18 protein-coding genes are annotated in these 19595 nt (G+C 62.3%); 11 read left to right on the top strand and 7 right to left on the bottom strand.

All coding sequences use genetic code 11. From position 1 onward, the window contains the following. Positions 1 to 4 precede the first annotated feature (4 nt). Positions 5 to 1720 carry a glycerol-3-phosphate dehydrogenase/oxidase gene (locus tag H7C86_RS02215; protein ID WP_092763041.1) on the top strand — a complete coding sequence of 572 codons (1716 nt, stop codon included), beginning with the start codon at positions 5 to 7 and terminating at the stop codon, positions 1718 to 1720. 64 nt (positions 1721 to 1784) lie between these two features. On the opposite strand, the gene H7C86_RS02210 is transcribed toward H7C86_RS02215, so the two are convergent. The 4 genes from H7C86_RS02210 to H7C86_RS02195 are packed head-to-tail and all read right to left on the bottom strand — an operon-like array spanning position 1785 to position 4961. Then, positions 1785 to 3062, bottom strand: coding sequence for a HAMP domain-containing sensor histidine kinase (locus H7C86_RS02210; protein WP_019744906.1), 1278 nt, complete (start codon positions 3060 to 3062; stop codon positions 1785 to 1787). Then, the gene (locus tag H7C86_RS02205) at positions 3059 to 3736 is read right to left on the bottom strand and encodes a response regulator transcription factor (RefSeq protein ID WP_020908777.1); all 678 of its coding nucleotides are present in this window, start codon (positions 3734 to 3736) and stop codon (positions 3059 to 3061) included. Before H7C86_RS02205 ends, H7C86_RS02210 begins: the two co-directional genes overlap by 4 nt. Before the next feature lie 12 nt (positions 3737 to 3748). Beyond that, entirely contained in the window at positions 3749 to 4312 is a 564-nt protein-coding gene (locus H7C86_RS02200) for a hypothetical protein (protein WP_020970477.1), read from the bottom strand. Next, a complete protein-coding gene (locus tag H7C86_RS02195) occupies positions 4305 to 4961 on the bottom strand; it encodes a hypothetical protein (protein WP_020970476.1) in 657 nt (218 codons plus the stop codon). The genes H7C86_RS02200 and H7C86_RS02195 overlap by 8 nt, the downstream gene beginning before the upstream one ends. A gap of 256 nt (positions 4962 to 5217) precedes the next feature. On the opposite strand from H7C86_RS02195, the gene H7C86_RS02190 reads away from it, so the two are divergent. The 7 genes from H7C86_RS02190 (at position 5218) to H7C86_RS02160 (ending at position 12797) form a co-directional block, all read left to right on the top strand. After that, complete coding sequence (locus H7C86_RS02190) at positions 5218 to 5784, top strand: hypothetical protein (RefSeq protein WP_141488535.1); 567 nt, start codon at positions 5218 to 5220, stop codon at positions 5782 to 5784. Between the two features lie 63 nt (positions 5785 to 5847). After that, the gene (locus tag H7C86_RS02185) at positions 5848 to 6309 is read left to right on the top strand and encodes an RNA polymerase sigma factor SigD (RefSeq protein WP_020970474.1); all 462 of its coding nucleotides are present in this window, start codon (positions 5848 to 5850) and stop codon (positions 6307 to 6309) included. 236 nt (positions 6310 to 6545) lie between these two features. Beyond that, the gene (locus tag H7C86_RS02180; protein WP_044479496.1) at positions 6546 to 7469 is read left to right on the top strand and encodes a thiamine pyrophosphate-dependent dehydrogenase E1 component subunit alpha; all 924 of its coding nucleotides are present in this window, start codon (positions 6546 to 6548) and stop codon (positions 7467 to 7469) included. A 10-nt stretch (positions 7470 to 7479) separates the two neighbouring features. Continuing rightward, positions 7480 to 8529: an alpha-ketoacid dehydrogenase subunit beta gene (locus tag H7C86_RS02175; RefSeq protein ID WP_019744899.1), complete on the top strand. Its 1050-nt coding sequence runs from the start codon at positions 7480 to 7482 to the stop codon at positions 8527 to 8529. Between the two features lie 2 nt (positions 8530 to 8531). After that, positions 8532 to 10049 (top strand): 2-oxo acid dehydrogenase subunit E2, encoded by a 1518-nt coding sequence (locus H7C86_RS02170; protein ID WP_070385567.1) that lies wholly within the window; start codon positions 8532 to 8534, stop codon positions 10047 to 10049. A 6-nt stretch (positions 10050 to 10055) separates the two neighbouring features. Continuing rightward, positions 10056 to 11453: a dihydrolipoyl dehydrogenase gene (gene lpdA, locus H7C86_RS02165; protein WP_182261017.1), complete on the top strand. Its 1398-nt coding sequence runs from the start codon at positions 10056 to 10058 to the stop codon at positions 11451 to 11453. Between the two features lie 105 nt (positions 11454 to 11558). Further along, positions 11559 to 12797, top strand: a complete 1239-nt coding sequence (locus H7C86_RS02160) for a helix-turn-helix domain-containing protein (RefSeq protein WP_182261016.1) — start codon at positions 11559 to 11561, stop codon at positions 12795 to 12797. Between the two features lie 10 nt (positions 12798 to 12807). On the opposite strand, the gene H7C86_RS02155 is transcribed toward H7C86_RS02160, so the two are convergent. Continuing rightward, positions 12808 to 14019, bottom strand: a complete 1212-nt coding sequence (locus H7C86_RS02155; protein WP_019744895.1) for a low temperature requirement protein A — start codon at positions 14017 to 14019, stop codon at positions 12808 to 12810. A gap of 192 nt (positions 14020 to 14211) precedes the next feature. Between H7C86_RS02155 and H7C86_RS02150 the strand changes: the two genes are divergently transcribed. Continuing rightward, complete coding sequence (locus H7C86_RS02150; protein ID WP_223257974.1) at positions 14212 to 14439, top strand: flavin reductase family protein; 228 nt, start codon at positions 14212 to 14214, stop codon at positions 14437 to 14439. 21 nt (positions 14440 to 14460) lie between these two features. After that, positions 14461 to 14751 carry a hypothetical protein gene (locus H7C86_RS02145; RefSeq protein ID WP_031333759.1) on the top strand — a complete coding sequence of 97 codons (291 nt, stop codon included), beginning with the start codon at positions 14461 to 14463 and terminating at the stop codon, positions 14749 to 14751. A 9-nt stretch (positions 14752 to 14760) separates the two neighbouring features. Here the strand turns inward: H7C86_RS02145 and H7C86_RS02140 are convergent, their stop codons facing one another. Continuing rightward, the gene (locus H7C86_RS02140) at positions 14761 to 17178 is read right to left on the bottom strand and encodes a lysylphosphatidylglycerol synthase transmembrane domain-containing protein (protein ID WP_019744892.1); all 2418 of its coding nucleotides are present in this window, start codon (positions 17176 to 17178) and stop codon (positions 14761 to 14763) included. Positions 17179 to 17389: 211 nt separating this feature from the next. On the opposite strand from H7C86_RS02140, the gene ppk2 reads away from it, so the two are divergent. Continuing rightward, positions 17390 to 18355 (top strand): polyphosphate kinase 2, encoded by a 966-nt coding sequence (gene ppk2 / locus H7C86_RS02135; RefSeq protein WP_047889565.1) that lies wholly within the window; start codon positions 17390 to 17392, stop codon positions 18353 to 18355. A 13-nt stretch (positions 18356 to 18368) separates the two neighbouring features. On the opposite strand, the gene mgrA is transcribed toward ppk2, so the two are convergent. Beyond that, on the bottom strand, positions 18369 to 19400 hold the full coding sequence (gene mgrA / locus H7C86_RS02130) for an L-glyceraldehyde 3-phosphate reductase (protein ID WP_182261060.1): 1032 nt from the start codon (positions 19398 to 19400) through the stop codon (positions 18369 to 18371). Between the last annotated feature and the right edge of the window lie 195 nt (positions 19401 to 19595).

Here is a 19595-nt window from a genome sequence, read left to right as displayed (position 1 = left end):
TTTCATGAGCACAGCACAAGCATTGAGTCCGTCCTCGCGGGCGGAGTCGCTGAAGAAGTTGGAAGAAACCGAACTCGACGTCCTGGTCATCGGCGGTGGCGTGGTCGGCGCGGGTAGCGCGCTCGATGCCGCAACTCGTGGTCTGAAGGTGGGCTTGGTGGAGGCTCGTGACTTCGCGTCCGGAACCTCGAGCAGGTCCAGCAAGTTGTTCCACGGCGGACTGCGTTACCTGGAGCAGTTCAATTTTGCGCTCGTGTTCGAGGCACTGCGTGAGCGGTCGCTCGTTCTGAACTCGCTGTGCCCGCATCTCGCGAAACCGGTGCCGTTCATCTACCCGCTCGAGAAGTTGATCGACCGGCCGTACGTCGGTCTGGGCATCGGCGTCTACGACGTGATGGGCGCAGGCCGCGGGGTTCCCTCACACCACAAGCATGTGGGAAAGAAGAAGACTCTCGAGTCGTTCCCTTCCGGAAAGCGCTCTGCTATCAGGGGTTCGGTCAAGTTCTACGAGGGCCAGGTAGATGACGCCCGCCACACGATGATGCTGGCGCGCACAGCAGCCGAATACGGCGCACTGTGCGTGAACAGCACCCGCGTAATCGGTTTTCTCCGTGAGGAGGACCGCGTTGTCGGAGTGAAGGCAGTGGATCTGGAAACGGGTCGCGCGTTCGAGATCCGTGCTCGTCAGGTCATCAACGCCGCCGGGGTCTGGACCGACGAGATCCAGGAAATGGTCGGTGGGCGAGGGCAATTCCAGGTTCGCGCTTCGAAAGGTGTGCACCTGGTCGTCCCGCGAAACCGCATCAACTCCTCTACGGGAATCATCACGCGGACCGAGAAGAGTCTGCTGTTCGTGATCCCGTGGGGAAGCCACTGGATCATCGGTACGACGGACACCGACTGGAACCTCGACCTCGCGCATCCGGCAGCGAGCCGAAGCGATATCGACTACATCCTCGGACATGTCAACAAGCTGCTCCAGGACGAGTTGACGCACGAGGACGTTGTCGGTGTGTACGCGGGACTGCGTCCGTTGTTGTTCGGCGAATCGGACTCGACCAGCACTCTCTCGCGTGAGCACGCGGTGTCGAGTCCGGTTCGAGGGTTGACGGTGGTCGCCGGTGGCAAGTACACGACCTACCGCGTGATGGCCAAGGACGCAGTCGATTCCGCGGTACACGGACTCGAACAGAAGGTGCCGAAGTCCTGCACCGAGCGTATCCAGCTGGTGGGTGCCGACGGTTATTTTGCCGCACACAACAATCGGCATCTCACCGCTGAGCGCACCGGGCTCCACGTTTCGACCATCGAGCACCTACTCGGGCGGTACGGCACTTTGGCTGACGAGTTGTTCGAACTCATCGAGGCGAGGCCTGAACTGGGGCAGCCGTTGGACTCCGCCCCTGAGTACCTCAAGGCGGAGATTCACTACGCCGCGAGTCACGAGGGTGCGCAGCATCTCGACGACATCCTCACCCGTCGTACCCGCATCTCCATCGAGGTGACCGACCGCGGCGACGCGGCAGCCGCGGAAGTAGCCGAACTGGTTGCGCCGGTGCTGGGTTGGACTCCCGAGCACATTGCCGAGGAGATCGAACACTACCGGTTGCGTGTTGCAGCCGAGCGGGAATCGCAGGAGCAGCCCGATGACCTGACCGCTGATGCGGCGCGCCTTGGTGCACCGGACGTTCGCACCGGAGTCGCTGTCGGACAGGTTTGAACCTGAGACACCACTGATCGGCCGGGGCACTGCGTCCCGGCCGATCGGCCGAACTGGCTCGGTGTCAAGCGAACTCGTCTGGCGGGCATTCGGGGAGGTCGATCGTCACCACAGCGCCGCCGTTCGGATGGTTCGAGAAGTTGATACGAGCGCCGATGACCGCCGCTTGCCCGACTACGATCGTCAAGCCGAGGCCCAGGCCCGAGTTCGGGCCGCGTTCGACGCAATCGGTCTGAAATCTCTTCGGCCCCTGACGAAGCCACTCTTCAGTGAAGCCGCTGCCCCGATCCCGCACCGTGATGCGGGAGTGGTCGACGTCGACATTGATCGGCGGCTTTCCGTGATTTCGAGCATTCAAGATCAGGTTGGCGATGATCCGCTCGAGCCGACGTGCGTCGGTGTGCGACACAGGGGTCCCGTGAACTCTCACTTCGCACTCCACCCCGGTGGTGGAAATCGCGTGGTGAACCACCGGTGCCAGTTCCACCGATTGGATGTCAGCCTGCTCGGACGTGGTGTCGAGGCGGGCCACTTCGATGACGTCCTCGGCAAGCCTTCTGAGTTTATGGACGCCGTCGCGCACCAATTCGGTAGGCCTACCTGGCGGCAGAAGCTCTGCGGCGCCGACCAGTCCGGAGATGGGTGTTCTGAGATCATGCGCGATGTTGGCTGTCACGCGCTTCTCGGCGTCCAATTGTCCCCGCAGCGCATCCGACATTGCGTCGACCGCATCCGCCAGCTCGGTGATCTCGTCGTCGAAAAGCGACCAGGTGACCGAGCGGACGCGGATGTTCGCTCCGGTGGACACTTTGCGAGCCGCACGGGCGGCCGAGCGCAATCGATACGACATCGCGAGTCCAAGCAGCACACCCAGGACGGCACCCGCTGCGATCACTGCGATGGTGGCGTTGCGAAGTGTCCGATCGACGCTGGCGATCGATTCCCGCTGCGCGGTGTACGGGACGCGAATCGCCACCACCTGAGTGTTGACGTCGGCAGCAGCCCAGACAAATGGCTGGTCCCCGCTGTTGACAAGGTAGGTGGCACGTTTGCCGCCCGCCACGGCCTGACGCAACTCTTCCGGAACGTCGAGACCATCTGTGGTGGCGCGGAACAGCGCACGCATGCTGCCCGTTTCGTCCTGCAGCACCAGTTGGAGATTGCGATCAGCTGCCGCCCGCGCTGCATCCTCTTGGTTGTGTGAAAAGGTTTGATGCATCACGGTACTGAGCGTGATCGAGGCGACGGCAATCACGAACGTGATGGCCGCCGCGATCTTCCACTGAAACGACAACCGCCTCCCGGTGGACGGGAGCTTGGCGGCGAGATCCCGCGATCTCACCGATGGTTGTCCATCGTGTAGCCGAACCCCCGGACGGTTCGGATCTGTTCGGAGCCGATCTTCGTGCGCAATCGCTGAATGTGAACGTCGACGATGCGCGTATCGCCGCCCCAGTCGTAATCCCAGACGTCTGAGAGCAGTTCGGAGCGAGACCAGACTTTGCGCGGCACACTCACCATGATCAGGAGCAGCTTCATTTCAGTGGGGGTGAGTGCCACTTCGGCGCCCGAACGCGTGACGGTCACCAACTCGCGATCGATCTCCAGATCGCCGAGAGTCACGATGTCTTTCTCCGTACCGGAATGGGATTCGACCCGCCGGAGCACACTTCGGATACGGGCCACCAGGACACCGCTGTCGAAGGGCTTGGTGACGTAGTCGTCGGCACCGGCTTCCAATCCGAGAACGATGTCGACCGGGTCGTCGCGCGCGGACAGCATGATGACCGGCACCGACAGTTCCTCACGAATGCGTCGGCACAGGCTGATTCCGTTCAGGTCGGGAAGCATCACGTCGAGGACGGCGATATCCGGCTTGGCGTCGACCGCCAAATCCATTCCGGTCAACCCACCCGATGCGGTGATCACCCGAAACCCGTTGCGTTCGAGATTCAATTGCGTTGCTTCGCGGATGACAGCGTCGTCTTCGACCAGCAAAATCAACGGATCGGTCATCGGCCTTCGCTTTCATGGGAACGGAACACTCTCAAACCCTTCACCGGTCCACTTGTATGCAGTCGACGATTGACAGAACTCCGGAATGCCGGGGTCTTTGCACAGGTCGACCATGACCGACAATCCTCCGGTTGAGCCGACGACGTAGCGTCCTGGGTCTTGCACTCCGAAGACTTTGTGAGCGCCCGATTCGTCGATCTGGTAGACGAATCCGGCGACCATGAAGCTGACCGGTGGGGCCGGTCGTCCCCAGATGCCGACAGACTCGCAGGTGAAGACATTGACGACGGCATCTTGCCAAACGGCGTCCGTCACGTGGGAGTACCGGATTTCGAAGGGGAAGTTCGCATCCCCGCACAGTCGGAGACTGTCCTTGACCGCATCGGACACTTCCGGGTCTGCTCTGAGGAGGGCAACAGGATCGATGCTCAAGCCCTGTGAGAGATCCGAGGGGTCGAGTGATGCTGCGATATTCGGAGTGGGTTCTGATTCAGGCTCGGTGGAACAGGAGGCGAGAGCAAACGCGACCGGCAGGCAAAGACCGGCGAGCATCGCGCGGCGACGGCGATCAATCACGGATGAACTCCGTTCCATCCCAGTGGAACTCGGTTCGCAGCGGCGGACGCGGGCAACATTCGAACTCCGGTGGCCGCGGATCCGTTTCCAGGACAGACAAACTCGCGGCGCGCTGACCGCTGACGATGAATTTTCCGCGCTCTTCGACGGAGAACAGGCGCTCACCCAGTTCGGGATTGTCTTCACTCGAACCGGCCTTGCCGCTGCGGTAGACGTAGCCGGCGAGGTTGACCGAAATCGATACTCCGGTCCCGGGTTGGTGGGCCGGTTGGCACGGATACACATTCATGACGACCAGTTCGGTCTCCGGCACGATACGAGGTGCGCCTGGATCGAGAAGGATGGATCCGACAGAGATCGGATACCAGTCCGGGCACGATCGGAGTTCTGTCTTCACGCCCTCCGACACCCCTGGGTCGTCGAGAAGCGCACGGCCCAACCTCGAATTCTCGGCAACCCGTCTGGCCAGGTCGGCGGGCTGTGTGACGGACAATCCGGTGGAAGCGACATCGCCTTCGATCACAACACCCTGAGTGGACCCGCATCCGGTGATCACGGACGCTCCGACGGCCGCTGTCGCGAGTGCCGTACCGAACAGCCTGCGAGTGCGGCCTGTTCGGCCCTCGCAGATCTCATTCCGATACAACACTTTCCCCTCCCCGGCCGGTGCGAACTGTCTCATCGGCATGCGCACTTTTCATAGGATCACACGTGATCTCGATATCGGCGTTTCGCCACCCACCGTTACGTAATCGTATGAATGTCGGGACCGTTGAGAGTTGGTACGCGACCGCCGGAATTCTGTTACGAAACCGATGGAATCAGGCTTTTAGAGTGAGTCACGTCGATGTTCGCCATTTGAGGTGAACGGACCCGAATTTCTGTATCGAGGAGCGTGAGACCACATGCCTGATGTTTTGCTGACCAACAAGTCTCGGCGCCTGCGAGTGTTGCTTGCCGTACTGACGATCGGAAGCGCGTGCGCCATGACCGCGTGTTCGAGTGAAGACACCACTGCACCTGAAAACGGTTCGACGGCTACGTCAGTGGTCGCGGCGTCCGCGACCACACCCCCGCTGACCACGGTGGCACCTACGTCGGAGACAGTCGAAAATTCGAATTCGGCCGGCAGCGCGGACGAATCCACCCCGGGAGTCCCGGCGGGTGGAGCAGCACCGGCCTGGACGCCGGTCTCCGCCAGCACAGTTGCCCCTGCGGCCCCTGGTCCGGCTACCGGGTCGACCAAGTGCACCGATCAGATCAACTATGCGGGCGATCCTCGTTCGAATGCAGAGATCAACAGCATCGGAGAGCAGATGGGTTCATGCCCGGCCCCGCTCCCATCCGGTGCCGTCGAACCCCCCGAGAAGTGCACTGACCAGATCAACTACGGCGCTGACCCTCGTTCCAACGCCGAGATCAACATCATCGGGGAACAAACCGGGATCTGCCCCGAGCCGATACGCCCCTAGCGAGCTCGAAACCTGAGCAGTAGTCGGGAATTCGACCAAGGGTGGAACCAGGGGGAGATCGGAATGACAAGCAGGGCAGGTGGACGTTCGATCGACGGTGTTGCCGACGATGCGTCCCGAGGGGATCGTGACGCGATTGCGGAACTCCTTCAACGCATCGTGCCTCTGGTGACGCGGCGCTGTCGTGCCGAATTGCGACCGGTCGACGCTGACCGTATTGCCGTCGGCATTTGCGGTTCCGTCCTGGCCGATATCCAGCGACGACGACGCGCCGGAGAAGCGTTCCTCGCGCATCTGTACGACGCGATCAGTCGCGAAATCGATTCGCTACCCGCATCCAGTCGACTCACTCTGCCGTTCGGCGATCTGTCGGCCGTCGAACGCAATGTCTTGGTAGCTCGCATCGTTGTCGGTTTTGACGTGCGCGAGACGGCGCTGTCACTGAGAACAACAACGAGCGCCGTCGAACTCGTACAACACCGCGCGCTGTCCAAGATCAGACGCGGCAGCCTCAGCGGCGCCTGAGTCAACGCTCGAAAGTCAACAGCTGCAACCCTTCGCAACTCCCGGCAACCTCACGCAACTCTTTCTCTTCGCCCGTGACCTACACGACACTGCATGGCGACGAGTGATCGAGAACGAGGAGTGTGACGGTGGTTCAACGGACGGCGCAGAAGCCGGCAACGTCAGGATCGAAAAAGACCGGGGCCAAGCCTCATTCAGGGCTGGACCGGGATGCATTGCTGAAGGCGTACGAGAAGATGTCGCGCATCCGCGCGTTCGAGGATCGATTGCACGAAGAGAATGCAACCGGTGACATCCCCGGCTTCATTCACCTCTACTCGGGCCAGGAAGCCATCGCGGTGGGAGTGTGCGAGAACCTGAGCGACGCCGACTACATCGGATCCACTCACCGCGGTCACGGGCACTGCATCGCCAAGGGCTGCGATCTGAACGGCATGATGGCCGAGATCTTCGGCAAGGACGACGGCTTGTGCCGCGGTAAGGGTGGGTCGATGCACATCGCCGACCTGTCCGTGGGAATGCTGGGTGCCAATGCGATTGTCGGCGGAGCACCGTCGTTGGCGATCGGCGCTGCACTGAGTGGCAAGACACTTCGAAACGGCGTCATCGCAGCGTCGTTCACGGGAGACGGTGGATCCAACCAGGGAACCGTCTTCGAGGCGATGAACATGGCTGTGGTGCTGGATCTTCCGATCGTCTTCGTGATCGAGAACAACGGATTCGGTGAAGCAACAGGAACCGACTACGCGGTGGGCGCACCCGACATCGCCGCCCGCGCTGCATCCTTCGGAATGCCTGCCGTCAAGGTGGACGGCACCGACTTCTTCGCGGTCTACGACGCAATGGCGGAAGCATCCGAGCGAGCCAGGACCGGCGGTGGCCCCACCACGATCGAGGCGGCCGCATTCCGTTGGCACGGCCACTTCGAGGGTGACGCGCAGCTGTATCGCACGGCGGAACAGGTTGCGCAACTACGGGAAACCAAGGATCCGCTCAAGAATTTCCGTAGCAGTGTGGATGCGAAGAAGGTCAGCACCGCTGATCTGGACGCGGTGGACGAGCAGTCGCGAGTGCTGGTGGACGAGGCGGTAGCGAAGGCGCGCGCCGCAGCGTACCCACCAGTCGAAAATCTGCTGACCGATGTCTACGTGTCGTACTGAGGAGCCCGAGATGACAAGCGTGGAAGCCACAAACGTGTCGAAGAAGACCTACCGCGAGGCCGTCAAAGAGGCCATCGCTCAAGAAATGCAACGAGATCCGAGCGTCGTCCTGATCGGTGAGGACGTACGCGGTGGGCATGCCGGTACCAATCCCGATCTGGAGACGAAGAAGATCGAGGCATTCGGCGGTGTCCTGGGTGTCACCAAGGGATTGTGGACGGAGTTCGGATCGGAGCGTGTAATCGATACCCCGATCACCGAATCCGCGATCATCGGAATGGCTGCCGGAGCCGCACTGACCGGGCTGAGGCCGGTCGCCGAGCTGATGTTCATGGACTTCTTCGGAGTCTCCTACGACGCGCTCTACAACCAGGCTGCCAAGTTCCGCTACATGTTCGGTGGCAAAGCCAGAACTCCGCTGGTGGTGCGAGGAATGATCGGCGCCGGCTTCTCCGCCGCTGCGCAGCACTCTCAGTCTCCGTACAACGTGTTTGCTGCGGTGCCTGGCCTGAAAGTGGTCGCTCCGTCCAACGCCTACGACGCCAAAGGCCTTCTCATCCAGGCTATTCGGGACGACGATCCTGTTGTGTTCTGCGAGCACAAGGTGCTCTACGACCTCAAGGGCGAGGTGCCGGACGAGCCGTACGCGATTCCGTTCGGCGTCGCCAACTACACCAGGCAGGGCGACGACGTCACGATCATCGCTTTGTCCGCAATGGTGAACCGCGCCAATGACGTAGCGGACAAGCTGGCCGCCGAGGGTATTTCGGTCGAGGTCGTCGATCCTCGTACCGTCTCACCATTGGACGAGGACGGCATCCTCGAATCCGTCGCATCGACCGGACGCGTCGTGATCGTCGACGAATCCGCCGCCCGCTGCGGTTTCGGGCACGACGTGGCCGCGCTGATCGCCACCAAGGGATTCAACTACCTGAAAGCGCCGATCGAACTGATCACGCCGCCACATACTCCGGTTCCGTTCTCACCGACCCTCGAAACTGCCTGGCTGCCTGACGCGGCGCGCATCGAAGAGTCGGTTCGCAAGCTGGTGAGAGCCTGATCATGGCTGACATCAAAGCTATCGACATCCCCAAATGGGGGCTCTCCATGGAGGAGGGGTTGGTCAACGCGTGGCTCATCGAGGAAGGTGACTCGTTCACCAAGGGCCAGTTGATCTGTGAGATCGAGACCAGCAAGATCACCAACGAGCTGGAGGCGCCGTTCGACGGTGTTCTCCGCAAGATCGTCGGCATACCGGGGCAGACTCTGCCCGTCGGTGCCGTGATCGGTGTGTCCGCCGATGCGTCCACGACGGATGCGGAGATCGAGCAGTTCCTCGCCGCTCGCGGCGCAACCGCGCCGGCGGAAGAGCCGGCACCGTCACCAGCTGCCGAACCGGAGGCTCCCGCGACACCTACGGCTACACCCGCTGCGAAGGTGGTTGTTGCAGCGAAACCTGCACCAACCGGTTCCACCGTCGTACCGAGTGTTCTGCAGGGCACGACGCAGAGCGACGTGTTTGCGAGTCCTCGAGCACTCCGACGTGCCGAAGCGCTCGGAATCGATCTCGCCGCCGTAGTGGGTACCGGCCCACTCGGACGGATCAGTGTCCGAGACATCGACGACGCGATTCGTGACGCCGGTGGCACTGTTGCGACAGCAGCGCCGGCCACGAGATCCGGCCTCCCGCTGCGATCAACCGCCGACGACAGTGCCGTGCCTGCCACCCCGGTCGCACGCAGAACTGCCCGATCGCTGGGCGTCAACCTGCACGACTGTCGTCCGACAGGCTCGCGGGGACGCGTCTGCGTCGCCGACGTGCACGACGCCGCTCGTTCCGCGCAGCTCCTGCCAGAAGCGGCGGCTCAGACGGGAACCATTGCCGTCGAACCCGAGTACGACACAATTCCGTTCACGCCCATGCGATCGGCAATCGCGGGCAGGTTGCAGGCGTCCAAGCAGCAGGCTCCCCATTTCCGGCTCACGGCGGATCTCGAGCTCGATGCGCTCCTCGCTCTGCGCAAGGAGATCAATTCGACTGTCCCGGCTGTCAAGCTGTCGGTCAACGACTTCATCGTGAAGGCCTGCGCGGCTGCGCTGATGAAGGTGCCGGACGTGAACGTCCAATTCGATGCCGCGAACGAATCGGTTCTTCGATTCGCGTCGGCGGATGTCTCGGTGGCAGTTGCACTTCCGACCGGGCTGATCACGCCCATCGTGCGTGGCGCGAACACAAAGTCGTTGGCGGACATCTCCGGTGAGGTGCTCTCGTTGGCCACCAAGGCGAAGACCGGCAAACTCCGTCCCGAAGAATTCCAAGGCGGAACGTTCACGGTGTCCAACCTCGGCATGTTCGGGATCAAGGCATTCGACGCGATCATCAACCCGCCCCAGGGAGCGATCCTCGCCGTAGGTGCGGGGGAGAAGCGGGCCGTGGTGGTCGGCGACAGTGTTTCCGTCCGGACCGTGATGACCGTGACCCTCTCGTGCGATCACCGGGTGATCGACGGAGCCTTGGGCGCGACCTTCCTTCGGGAGCTCCAGCGCTTTGTCGCTTCTCCCGCGCTGATGCTGGTGTAAGGGGCTGTGGTGGAAAGCAATACGTCGAAGAAGTACGACGTTCTTGTCATCGGTGGTGGCCCCGGTGGTTACGTGGCGGCGATCCGGGCCGCCCAGTTGGGGTTGAACGTTGCGCTGGTAGAACGTGATCGCCTCGGCGGGATCTGCCTCAACTGGGGTTGTATCCCCACCAAAGCGATGCTTCACGGCGCGGACGTCGCGCATACCTTGAGTGAACTCGACAAATACGGATTCAGTTCGGCGTCTGTCCAGTTCGACATCTCGAAGTTGGTGTCGTTCAGCCGAGGGGTTTCGGAGAAATTGTCCGGCGGTGTTGCCTACCTGATGAAGAAGAACGGCGTAGACGTCATCTCAGGCACCGCGAAGTTGGTGGACAAGGGCGTCGTGTCCGTGGAAGGTCAGACGTATCGAGCCGACCACGTGATCATTGCAACCGGCGCCCGGCCGCGTTCGATTCCCGGGGTTGCCCCCGACGGTGATCGGGTGTGGACCTACTTCGACGCACTCGTCCCGAAGGAACTACCGAAGTCGCTGCTCGTGATCGGGTCCGGCGCGATCGGAGTCGAATTCGCCAGCCTGTACCGCGATCTCGGCACCGAGGTGACCATCGTCGAGATGGCACCACACATCATGCCGGTCGAGGACGAAGAGATTTCGGCGTTCGTTCGCAAGCAGTTCGAGAAGCGTGGCATCACGATTCACACCGGAGCCTCGGTGTCGGCGGTGACCGTCGGCGCCGACGCCGTCGAAGTGAACGTGCAGACGAGCGACGGTGTCCAGGCGTTGACCGTGGACCGGGTGTTGGTGGCGGCCGGGATAACCGGCAACGTCGAGGATCTGGGGTTGGAGGCTCTGGGCATCGAGATCGAGCGCGGTGCGATCGTCACCGACCAGTGGTGCCGTACCAGTGCCTTCGGGATCTACGCAATCGGTGACGTCGCGGGCGCTCCATGTCTGGCGCACAAGGCAAGTCACGAAGCTGTCCTGTGCGTCGAAAAGCTGGCAGGCGTGCCCGATGTTCATCCGCTCGATCGCGACTACGTTCCGGGATGCACGTATGCCCGCCCGCAGGTGGCGAGTCTGGGTCTGACGGAGAAGCAGTGCGCCGGTACTGGTCGCACGCTGCGGGTCGGACACTTCGACCTGCAGGCGAACGGCAAGGCATTGGCGATCGGCGAGGCCGAAGGCTTCGTCAAGACGATCTTCGACGCCGATACCGGGGAACTGCTCGGCGCGCACATGGTCGGTCCGGATGTGACCGAGCAGATCCAGGGTTTCGGTATCGCCCGATCCCTCGAAGCCACCGGCGATGATCTCGCCGAGGTCGTGTTTGCTCATCCGACGCTCTCGGAGGCAATGCACGAGTCTGTGCTCTCGGCGCTGGGGAGACCCCTCAACGCATGAGCACAGTCCGCGTGCGTGAACGCCGTCCTACGTTCACGCACGCGGACAACTCTGCAACCGGGTGCAACGCTCGCTTTCGATGACCCCATCACATAGGACTGGAGTGTGATCGGCGCAACGAATCGACTCGAACCGGCCCTGGGTAGTGGTGAAGACCCGGCGCAGTACGCACGTGTTCTCGAATCCGTGTACGAAGCAACGATGTCCGGGCGCAAACCGCCCGCGCGCCCGCGCTCCGTGATCGCCGATTCGTGGTCGCGTCTGCGCGCCCTCGGTCTCGATCCGGAGCGGTGTTCGATCACGAAGACCACTCGTGCCTCGGAGATCGAAGAGAGTCGGGGTGCGACCGGAATGACTGAGATCTTCGACGAGGCGGTACGCGGTCTGGCACCGCTCGTCGGCCCGGACGACGCGAATTTGATAGTGGTGGCGGACCGACAGGGTCGCATCCTCTGGCGCCACGGGCCCGGTCGAATGCTGGATCGGGCCGAACGCCTCGGGATGATCGAGGGTGCGTCGTGGACCGAGGAAGCTGTCGGTACCAATGGGATCGGTACTTCGTTGGCATCAGGTTCGGCAGTGCAGGTGTTCTCGGCCGAGCACTACTCGCGCTCGCAGCATCCGTGGACTTGCTCCGGGGCGACGGTTCGGGATCCGCGTAGTCGCCGGGCGCTCGCCGTCGTCAACGTCGCCGGCGCCGCAGGCACTGTCCACCCGTCGACTCTCGCTTTGGTGGACAGCGTGGCCAGGCTGGCGGAATCCGCACTGCGGGAGAAGCATCGAATCGGATTGGATCGGCTTCGGATGATCTCGGCGTCGACGCTGGCTCGCGCGAGTCAGCCGACAATGGTTGTGGACCGTAGTGGCTGGGTTGCTGCGGTGGACTCGATGGCGCCGATCTACCGCATCGCACTGCCGAAAGTGATGACCAGCGGCGAGCATTGGCTCCCGTCACTCGGATTGTGTATGTGCGAGCCACTGCCGGGCGGCTGGCTCATCCGTCCTCAGGTGAACCCGGCGTCTGGAAATGTTTGTGCCGAAGTCGAATTGGACCTGCGAGATCCGAATGCGATGGAACTGCGGTACTCCTCGGACTTGGGAGGTTGGAGTATCGACCTCAGCCCGCGTCATTCGCAGATCCTCCTGGCTCTGACACAGGCGCCCGAGGGTCTCACGGCCTCGCAGCTCGCCTCAGAGTTGTTCGGCGATCCGCGCAAGACGGTGACCGTCCGGGCCGAGATGTCGAGGTTGCGTAAGCGATTGGCTGGAATCCTGTTGGCTCAGCCCTATCGCTTCGACCCGGCGGTGAGGGTAAAAACCGTCCCTGCTGTGCGCCTTTATTAACCGCGGGGGGTTAATAAAGGCGCACAGCAGAGCGGCGCGAACGCCGCACCTGCGCGTACTCGTAGCCGTTCTGCCAGGTCACGGTGGCCACCAGCACCCAGATGATCCACGTGGCGCTCATGTGCGTGCCGACAATGCCCATGACGATAGGGATGGCGGTGCAGGGGAGCGCCCAGCCGAGCAGCCACCGTCGGTCCGATCGCGCAAACAGCCCCGCCACGGTGCTGATTCCGAAATAGACTGCGATGCTTCCGCACAACAACCACCGCAGGTTCGCGGGTGTGTGTTCCGCGCCGTGTTCGGTGGCAGCTCCGAGGCCCGCGACCAGAACCGCGATAGCGCCGGTGGTGAAACAGTGCAGTGCCATGTCGATGCGAGCGGGAAACTTCTCGGGCTGCAGGTGCGGAACACCGGCGTGGCCGTAGAGAAGCGAGAGTGCCCACATGCCCGAGAGCAGGACAAACGATCCGACGGCGAGGCTGACCACCGTGGAGTCCCAGGTGAGCTTCGAGGCTGCAGAGATCACGAGGATCACACCCTCACCCAGCACGATGATGACGTACAGGCCCAGTCGCTCGGCAAGATGAGCCCGATCGGAGTGCAGGGCTTCGAGTTCGGGCATCCGGTCGTCCTTGAACCCGCGAACCTTGATGATTCGGTCGAGCTTTTCCTGCGCGTCTTCCATGATCGCGCTGCCGGAGACGACGAACATGATCAGCAGATCGATGGTCACACCGGCGGTCCAGAGCCAGAACCGAGTTTCGCCCTCGAACCAGAACGAGACGATCCACGGGATCACACCGAGAGACATCTGGGCGATCGGCCAGTCCACTACTATCTGGCCGTTGTGCCACACCCGACTCGCCAGCAGGCGTACGGCCACGTAGGCGACAGCGAAGGCCAGCGCATGGTTGTCGTGGATGCCGGCCACGGCCGCCATCATGACGGCCAGTCCGAACATGGCGATCAGCATGCTCGGGATTCGGACACGGTCACCGGCAATGTTGCCGTACATCGTGAACGTCGCCCACGCGGTCCAGAACGCGAGATAGAGCAAGGCGTAGAGCGCGACATCCGACCACGACGGCGAACCGTGGAGCAGGTGAGCCAGCTGACCGATACCGGCAACTACGACCAGGTCGAAGAACAATTCGATCCATGACGCGTGTCGCTCGAGCACCGCCTTCTGCTTCGAGTCTGGTTCATTTCCGAGTTCCGACATAAAGCTCAGTATCGGTTATCGGCATCAACAGTGCTGGTAGGCAGCGAAGTTGTCCGTTTTTTTGAAGTTGTGCTTATGCTGTCCGCGCTCACGCGCGCGGCGTCAGGGAGGGGCATGCGAAGGCGCAACTCGACGCCGTCGACCACATGACGAAGAAGTACGCACAAGAGTTGGCAGACAAGGGCTAACGTCGTGAACGATCCACAGGGCAACAGGGCGTTGTGTTTTCGAGAAGCCATGGCGCACGTGTGCTCACCGAGACTGCCGGACGCTCCCATCTGGATCGTGTGCACCGTGGACGCCGTCGTGGACGGTGGTGATCACAAGATCGTGACAGGATCGGTGGACGACGCCTGGCACTGCGAGGCGAATCCACTGACCTATCACCGGCGTGTATTCGGTACGCACTCACCGTCGTGAGTGATCCAGGAAAGGATTGCCATGTATGTACTGGTGGACAACGGCCGCGTCAGCGTCCGCGAAGTGGACAACCTGAAGGCCTTTCACGTCGAGGTGACCGGCGACATCGCCGATTCCGAACTGGACGAGCTCTTGCGCCTTCGGAATTACGGATACGTCAGCGGTGGTAGTGCATTCATCTCGGTAGCCCGTGTTCGCGAGAGCGCCACTGACGTCGACGGAGTGGCGGCGATGGTCGACTACGCCCAAAGCAAGGGCTGGGTCGACGACGACGGTGAAGCGTTGCAGGCCCACATCGTTCGCCGGCAGTAGCGGGAACGCTCAGACCATGTCGTTCTTCTGCAGCCATCGCAGCGTCGGCCAGCCGCAGAACACCGGGAGCCAGCAGGTCAGGACTCGGTAGAGCAGAACCGACGGCACTGCGATGCTTGCCGGCAATCCGAACGCGGACAGGCCACCGATGAGGGCGGCCTCGACGGCTCCGACGCCACCCGGTGTCGGAGCTGCCGAGGCGAGGGTTCCACCGATCATCGTCACGATGGTGACGGTGATGAACGTGGTTCCGCCGCCGAATGCCTCGACGCTTGCCCACAGAGCCAGGGCGGCACCGAGAGTTGTTGCAGCGCTGCCGCCCACGATGATGAGGAATCGGGTCGGGTTTCGTGCAAGTTGGCTCAGTTCACCCAACACCTCGGTGATCTGAGGACGCAGATCGTCGCGCAGCCACCCACGAAGTTTCGGAATGAACATGAATGCACCGAGAACTCCGAGCGCGACGCCACCCGCCAGATACAGAACAGTGGATCCCGGGATGAAGTGCGAGAGGTTCGTATCGCGTCCGGCGACGATCGAGAAGAAGATCAGCAAGCCGACGTGGGTGACCACCTGAACCGTCTGTTGAAGCGCGACTGCGGCCGTTGCACGGACGGTACCGAGCCCGCCCTTCTGCAGGAACCGCACACTCAGGGCGAGCCCGCCGACTCCGGCCGGAGTAGTCGTCGCGGCAAAGGTGTTGGCCACCTGCATGATCAGGAGGTTGCGGTAACTGACCATCGACGACGCACAGGCCCACAGGGCCGCTGCCGCGCCGACGTACGTCAGTGCGGAGACGCCGAGGCCGAGCAGTGCCCACCACCAGTTGGCTGTCTTCAACTCCGTGATGAATGCGGGTACCTGGCTGATGAAGGGATAGGCGACGTAGACCAGTCCGATGAGCAGAACGAGCTGGATCAGTTGATTGCGACTGAATCGGGTGACCTGTGCGGGAGCGACCTTTTCGATCCCGTTCTTCGCGCCGACCTCGTCTCGGATCTCGGTCATCAATTTTGCGGAATCCTCGGCGGTCCGCCGAATTCGGTTGGGCAACGCCGAGGTGGTCAATCGGCCGGAGGCAGCGAGAATCGTGTCTGCGCCTTGCGCACGAATCGCGGCGTCCACCGCTGCGTCGACGCCGAACAGTGATGCGGTGGCAAAAAGAAGTTGGGCGTTGTCGGACTGCATCTGAACTTCGGTGGCGCCGAATTCGGAGTACGCGTAGCCGCCGAAGAGGATCGTTCCGCCCTCGACGCGAATCTCGGAAGCGCGCAGGTCACCGTGCGCCATCTGATGTACGTGAATGGTGTGCAGTGTTTGCCACAACGCGTCGATCAGTTTGGAGGATTCTTCCTCGTCCGCCTGGTTTTCGACGGCGACGGCAAGTGGGATACCGCGGGGGCTCGGGCGGGCGTACATCTCCCATCCGCGATCGAGCACCGAGATGGCGACGGCTTTGGAACTGGCCAGACCGATGTCGGCGAACGCGATACCCATCAGCGCGCGATGTTCGACGGCGCGCCGAAGCGATCCGTAAGGGGGAGGAGTTTCACGGTTCCGGAACGAGATCCAGCGGAACGTCTGTCGAATTGCTCCGCTGCTTCGCTGGTTCTGTCCGTACAACTCGACAATCAGTTCGTCGAACGGTTCGTCGTCCGGAGCCTTGTCGATGTCGGCGGACATGACCAGCGGGCCGATTCCCGAGGGACTCACGACGCGGAAAGCGGTGACGCGGTAACCACGCCGCGCGAGCACGCGTACTGCAGAGTCCAACGGCACTTCGAGGGCAGGTGTGCCGACGGCAAGAACGATCACCGCGCCGATCAGATAGCCGACGGCGAGACCCAGCATCGATCGGGCGGGAACGATCGAGCTGACGATCAGGTGAATGGGCGCAAACAGCAGAAGCAGCGTCCACCAGGCTCGTCGCCACTTTTTCGGTAGCCACGGACCCGAGACGGTGAGCACCGCCGCGAGCATCGCAATCCACCGCGGATCGTCGAGAAATTGGGACAGGAACGTGGCGTCGAGTCGGTCGGGGACGTCGAGGTGCCACTTGGGTGCGGCGAGTCCTGTGCCGGTGAACGACAGCGCGAGTCCGGCGCACAGGCCGGCAGCGGCGTATCCGGCCAGCAACTTCCATCGGCGCCCCACGATGAGCCCGATCAGAATGGCAAACGGTAGCGCCAGGATTGCGATGCCGTAGAGGAGGTACACAGTGTCGGACAGGCTCGGCGACAGCACTCCGACGATGTTGGACACCGACGTTTCGAGGGCGTCCCACTGACTTCGGGTGATCAGAGAGCCCGCGATGACGCCGCCGAGCAGCACGGCAGCGATCGCGACCCGCATGATGTCGCTCGTACGGCGGTGCAGTGGTGGCAGGAGGCTTCCCGTTACCGGGATCTCCCGTCCGTCTACTCGCATCTCGCCAGAACTCTCTTCTCTCGGGGGTTACCGACCGTCTCAGTTACCTCGATCAAGGTACCGCGTGGGGGTTCTGCGCCTGGGAAGCCGGACCTGTCGTTACCTCCTCGATGCCAAGCAACATTCGCTTCGGCCCCGCGGCGGAGGGCTTCGGCGCGTAAAATTCACTTTCCGGACGTTCGTTCATTTCGACGACAGGGAGTGCGTATTCATGAGCCCCGACGCCAGCGGTGTGGACGGTCGGGTTCCTGACCTGCCGACCCCGTCGACCAGAATTTCCGTCACCGAGGACTATGCGGCCGAGATCGACGAGCTCTCGAGTCTCAAGCACAAGCTCGGCGGACTCGAGCCCTCAGAGTTCGCGGATGCCTGGAAGCAGGGCTATCCGTACGAGAAGAAGATGTCGCGCCGCGAGTACGAGCGGAAGAAGCGGCGTCTGCAGATCGAGTTGCTCAAGCTGCAGCTGTGGGTCAAGGAAACCGGGCAGAAAGTGCTCATCATCTTCGAAGGTCGCGATGCTGCCGGTAAGGGTGGGTCGATCAAGAGGTTCACCGAGCATCTCAATCCTCGTGGTGCCCGGGTCGTCGCGCTCGAGAAGCCCACAGACATCGAGCGAACGCAGTGGTATTTCCAGCGGTATGTCGCACACCTACCCAGCGGCGGCGAGATCGTGATGATGGACCGGTCCTGGTACAACCGCGCCGGTGTCGAACGAGTGATGGGTTACTGCACGCCGACTCAGTACCTCGAGTTCATGAGAGAGACCCCGGACTTCGAGCGGATGCTCGTCAACTCCGGGATCCATCTGCACAAGCTGTGGTTCTCGGTCAGCCGGGAAGAGCAGTTGGCGCGATTCGCGGCCCGTCGAACAGACCCGGTGCGTCAGTGGAAGCTCTCACCGACTGATCTGGCTTCGCTCGACAAGTGGGACGACTACACGCAGGCCAAGGAAGCGATGTTCTTCTACACCGATACCGGGGATGCGCCCTGGACGGTGATCAAGAGCAACGACAAGAAGCGCGCCCGCCTCGAAGCGATGCGTCACGTGCTCGCCAGCTTCGACTATCCCAACAAGGATCACCGGGCAGTCGGTACTCCGGATCCCTTGATCGTCGGGCCTGCTTCGGCCGTATTCGAAGAGGGCGAGCACGTGAACGTGGAGTTGCCTCAGCTCTAGCGCGTGTGATCGCTCAGATCGAACTGGCCTCTGCCCACAGATTGATGCCGCTGTCCTTGGCGTGCTGATCTATGGAGGCCAGTTCGGCTGTGCTGAATTCGAGATTGTCGAGCGCGCCGACGTTGGCTTCGAGTTGGGCGACGCTGGATGCACCGATCAATACCGAGGTGACCCGCGAATCGTGGAGTGCCCAGCTCAGTGCCAGCTGAGCCAGCGACTGGCCGCGGTCTGCCGCGATGTCGTTGAGCGCGCGGATGTGGGTGAGAGCGTCGTCGGTCAACCACGACGGATCGAGTGACTTACCTTGGGCGGCGCGAGAATTCTCGGGGACGCCGTTCAGATACCGGTCGGTGAGCATGCCTTGCGCGAGCGGCGAGAACGCGATGACGCCCACTCCGAGATCGTCGACAGCCGAAAGCAGGTCCTGTTCGATCCACCGATTCAGCATCGAATAGCTCGGCTGGTGGATCAACAAGGGGACCCCCGCAGCGGCGAGCAGTGCGGCGATTTCACGGGTGCGCTCCGGCGAATACGAACTGATACCCGCGTACAGCGCCTTGCCCTGCTGGACGGCACTGATCAGCGCGCCTGCGGTCTCGTCGATCGGAGTCTCGCCGTCGGGGCGATGGCTGTAGAAGATGTCGACGTAATCGACTCCGAGTCGGCCGAGCGACTGGTCGAGGGATGACAGCAAGTACTTGCGGGAACCGCCGAACCCGTAAGGACCGGGCCACATGTCCCACCCGGCCTTCGACGAGATGACCAATTCCTCGCGGTACGAAGAGAAATCCTCACGCAGGATCCTGCCGAAGTTCGTCTCGGCGCTTCCGTACGGCGGCCCGTAGTTGTTGGCCAGATCGAAGTGCGTGATTCCTAGATCGAATGCCCGCCGCAGGACTGCGCGCTGGTTCTCGATCGGTACGTCGTCGCCGAAGTTGTGCCAGAGCCCGAGCGAGATCGCCGGGAGTTTGAGACCGCTCCGACCGGTTCGGCGGTAGGGCATGGCTTCGTAGCGGTCCTGCGCGGCGACGTACTGATCGGACATGGTGCCTGCCTTCACATCGTTGTGGTTGAGCATTTACTCCCGACCATTATCGCCGACGGCATTCAGGTGTGCTGAACACTCGGGCGGCCCGTGCGAAAATGCTTGCGGGTTAAAGCAATTCGATTGCTCTTCTGGACCGACGTTCAGGTTCGAGTCACAGTGCCGGGCGGCGGTGACGTCGACCACGTCTGGGTT

Source organism: Rhodococcus sp. UFZ-B548 (genome assembly GCF_903819475.1).
Lineage (GTDB): Bacteria > Actinomycetota > Actinomycetes > Mycobacteriales > Mycobacteriaceae > Rhodococcus_F > Rhodococcus_F erythropolis.
The sequence above is the reverse complement of the archived record's forward strand: the minus strand, read 5'-3'. Positions and strand labels throughout refer to the sequence as shown.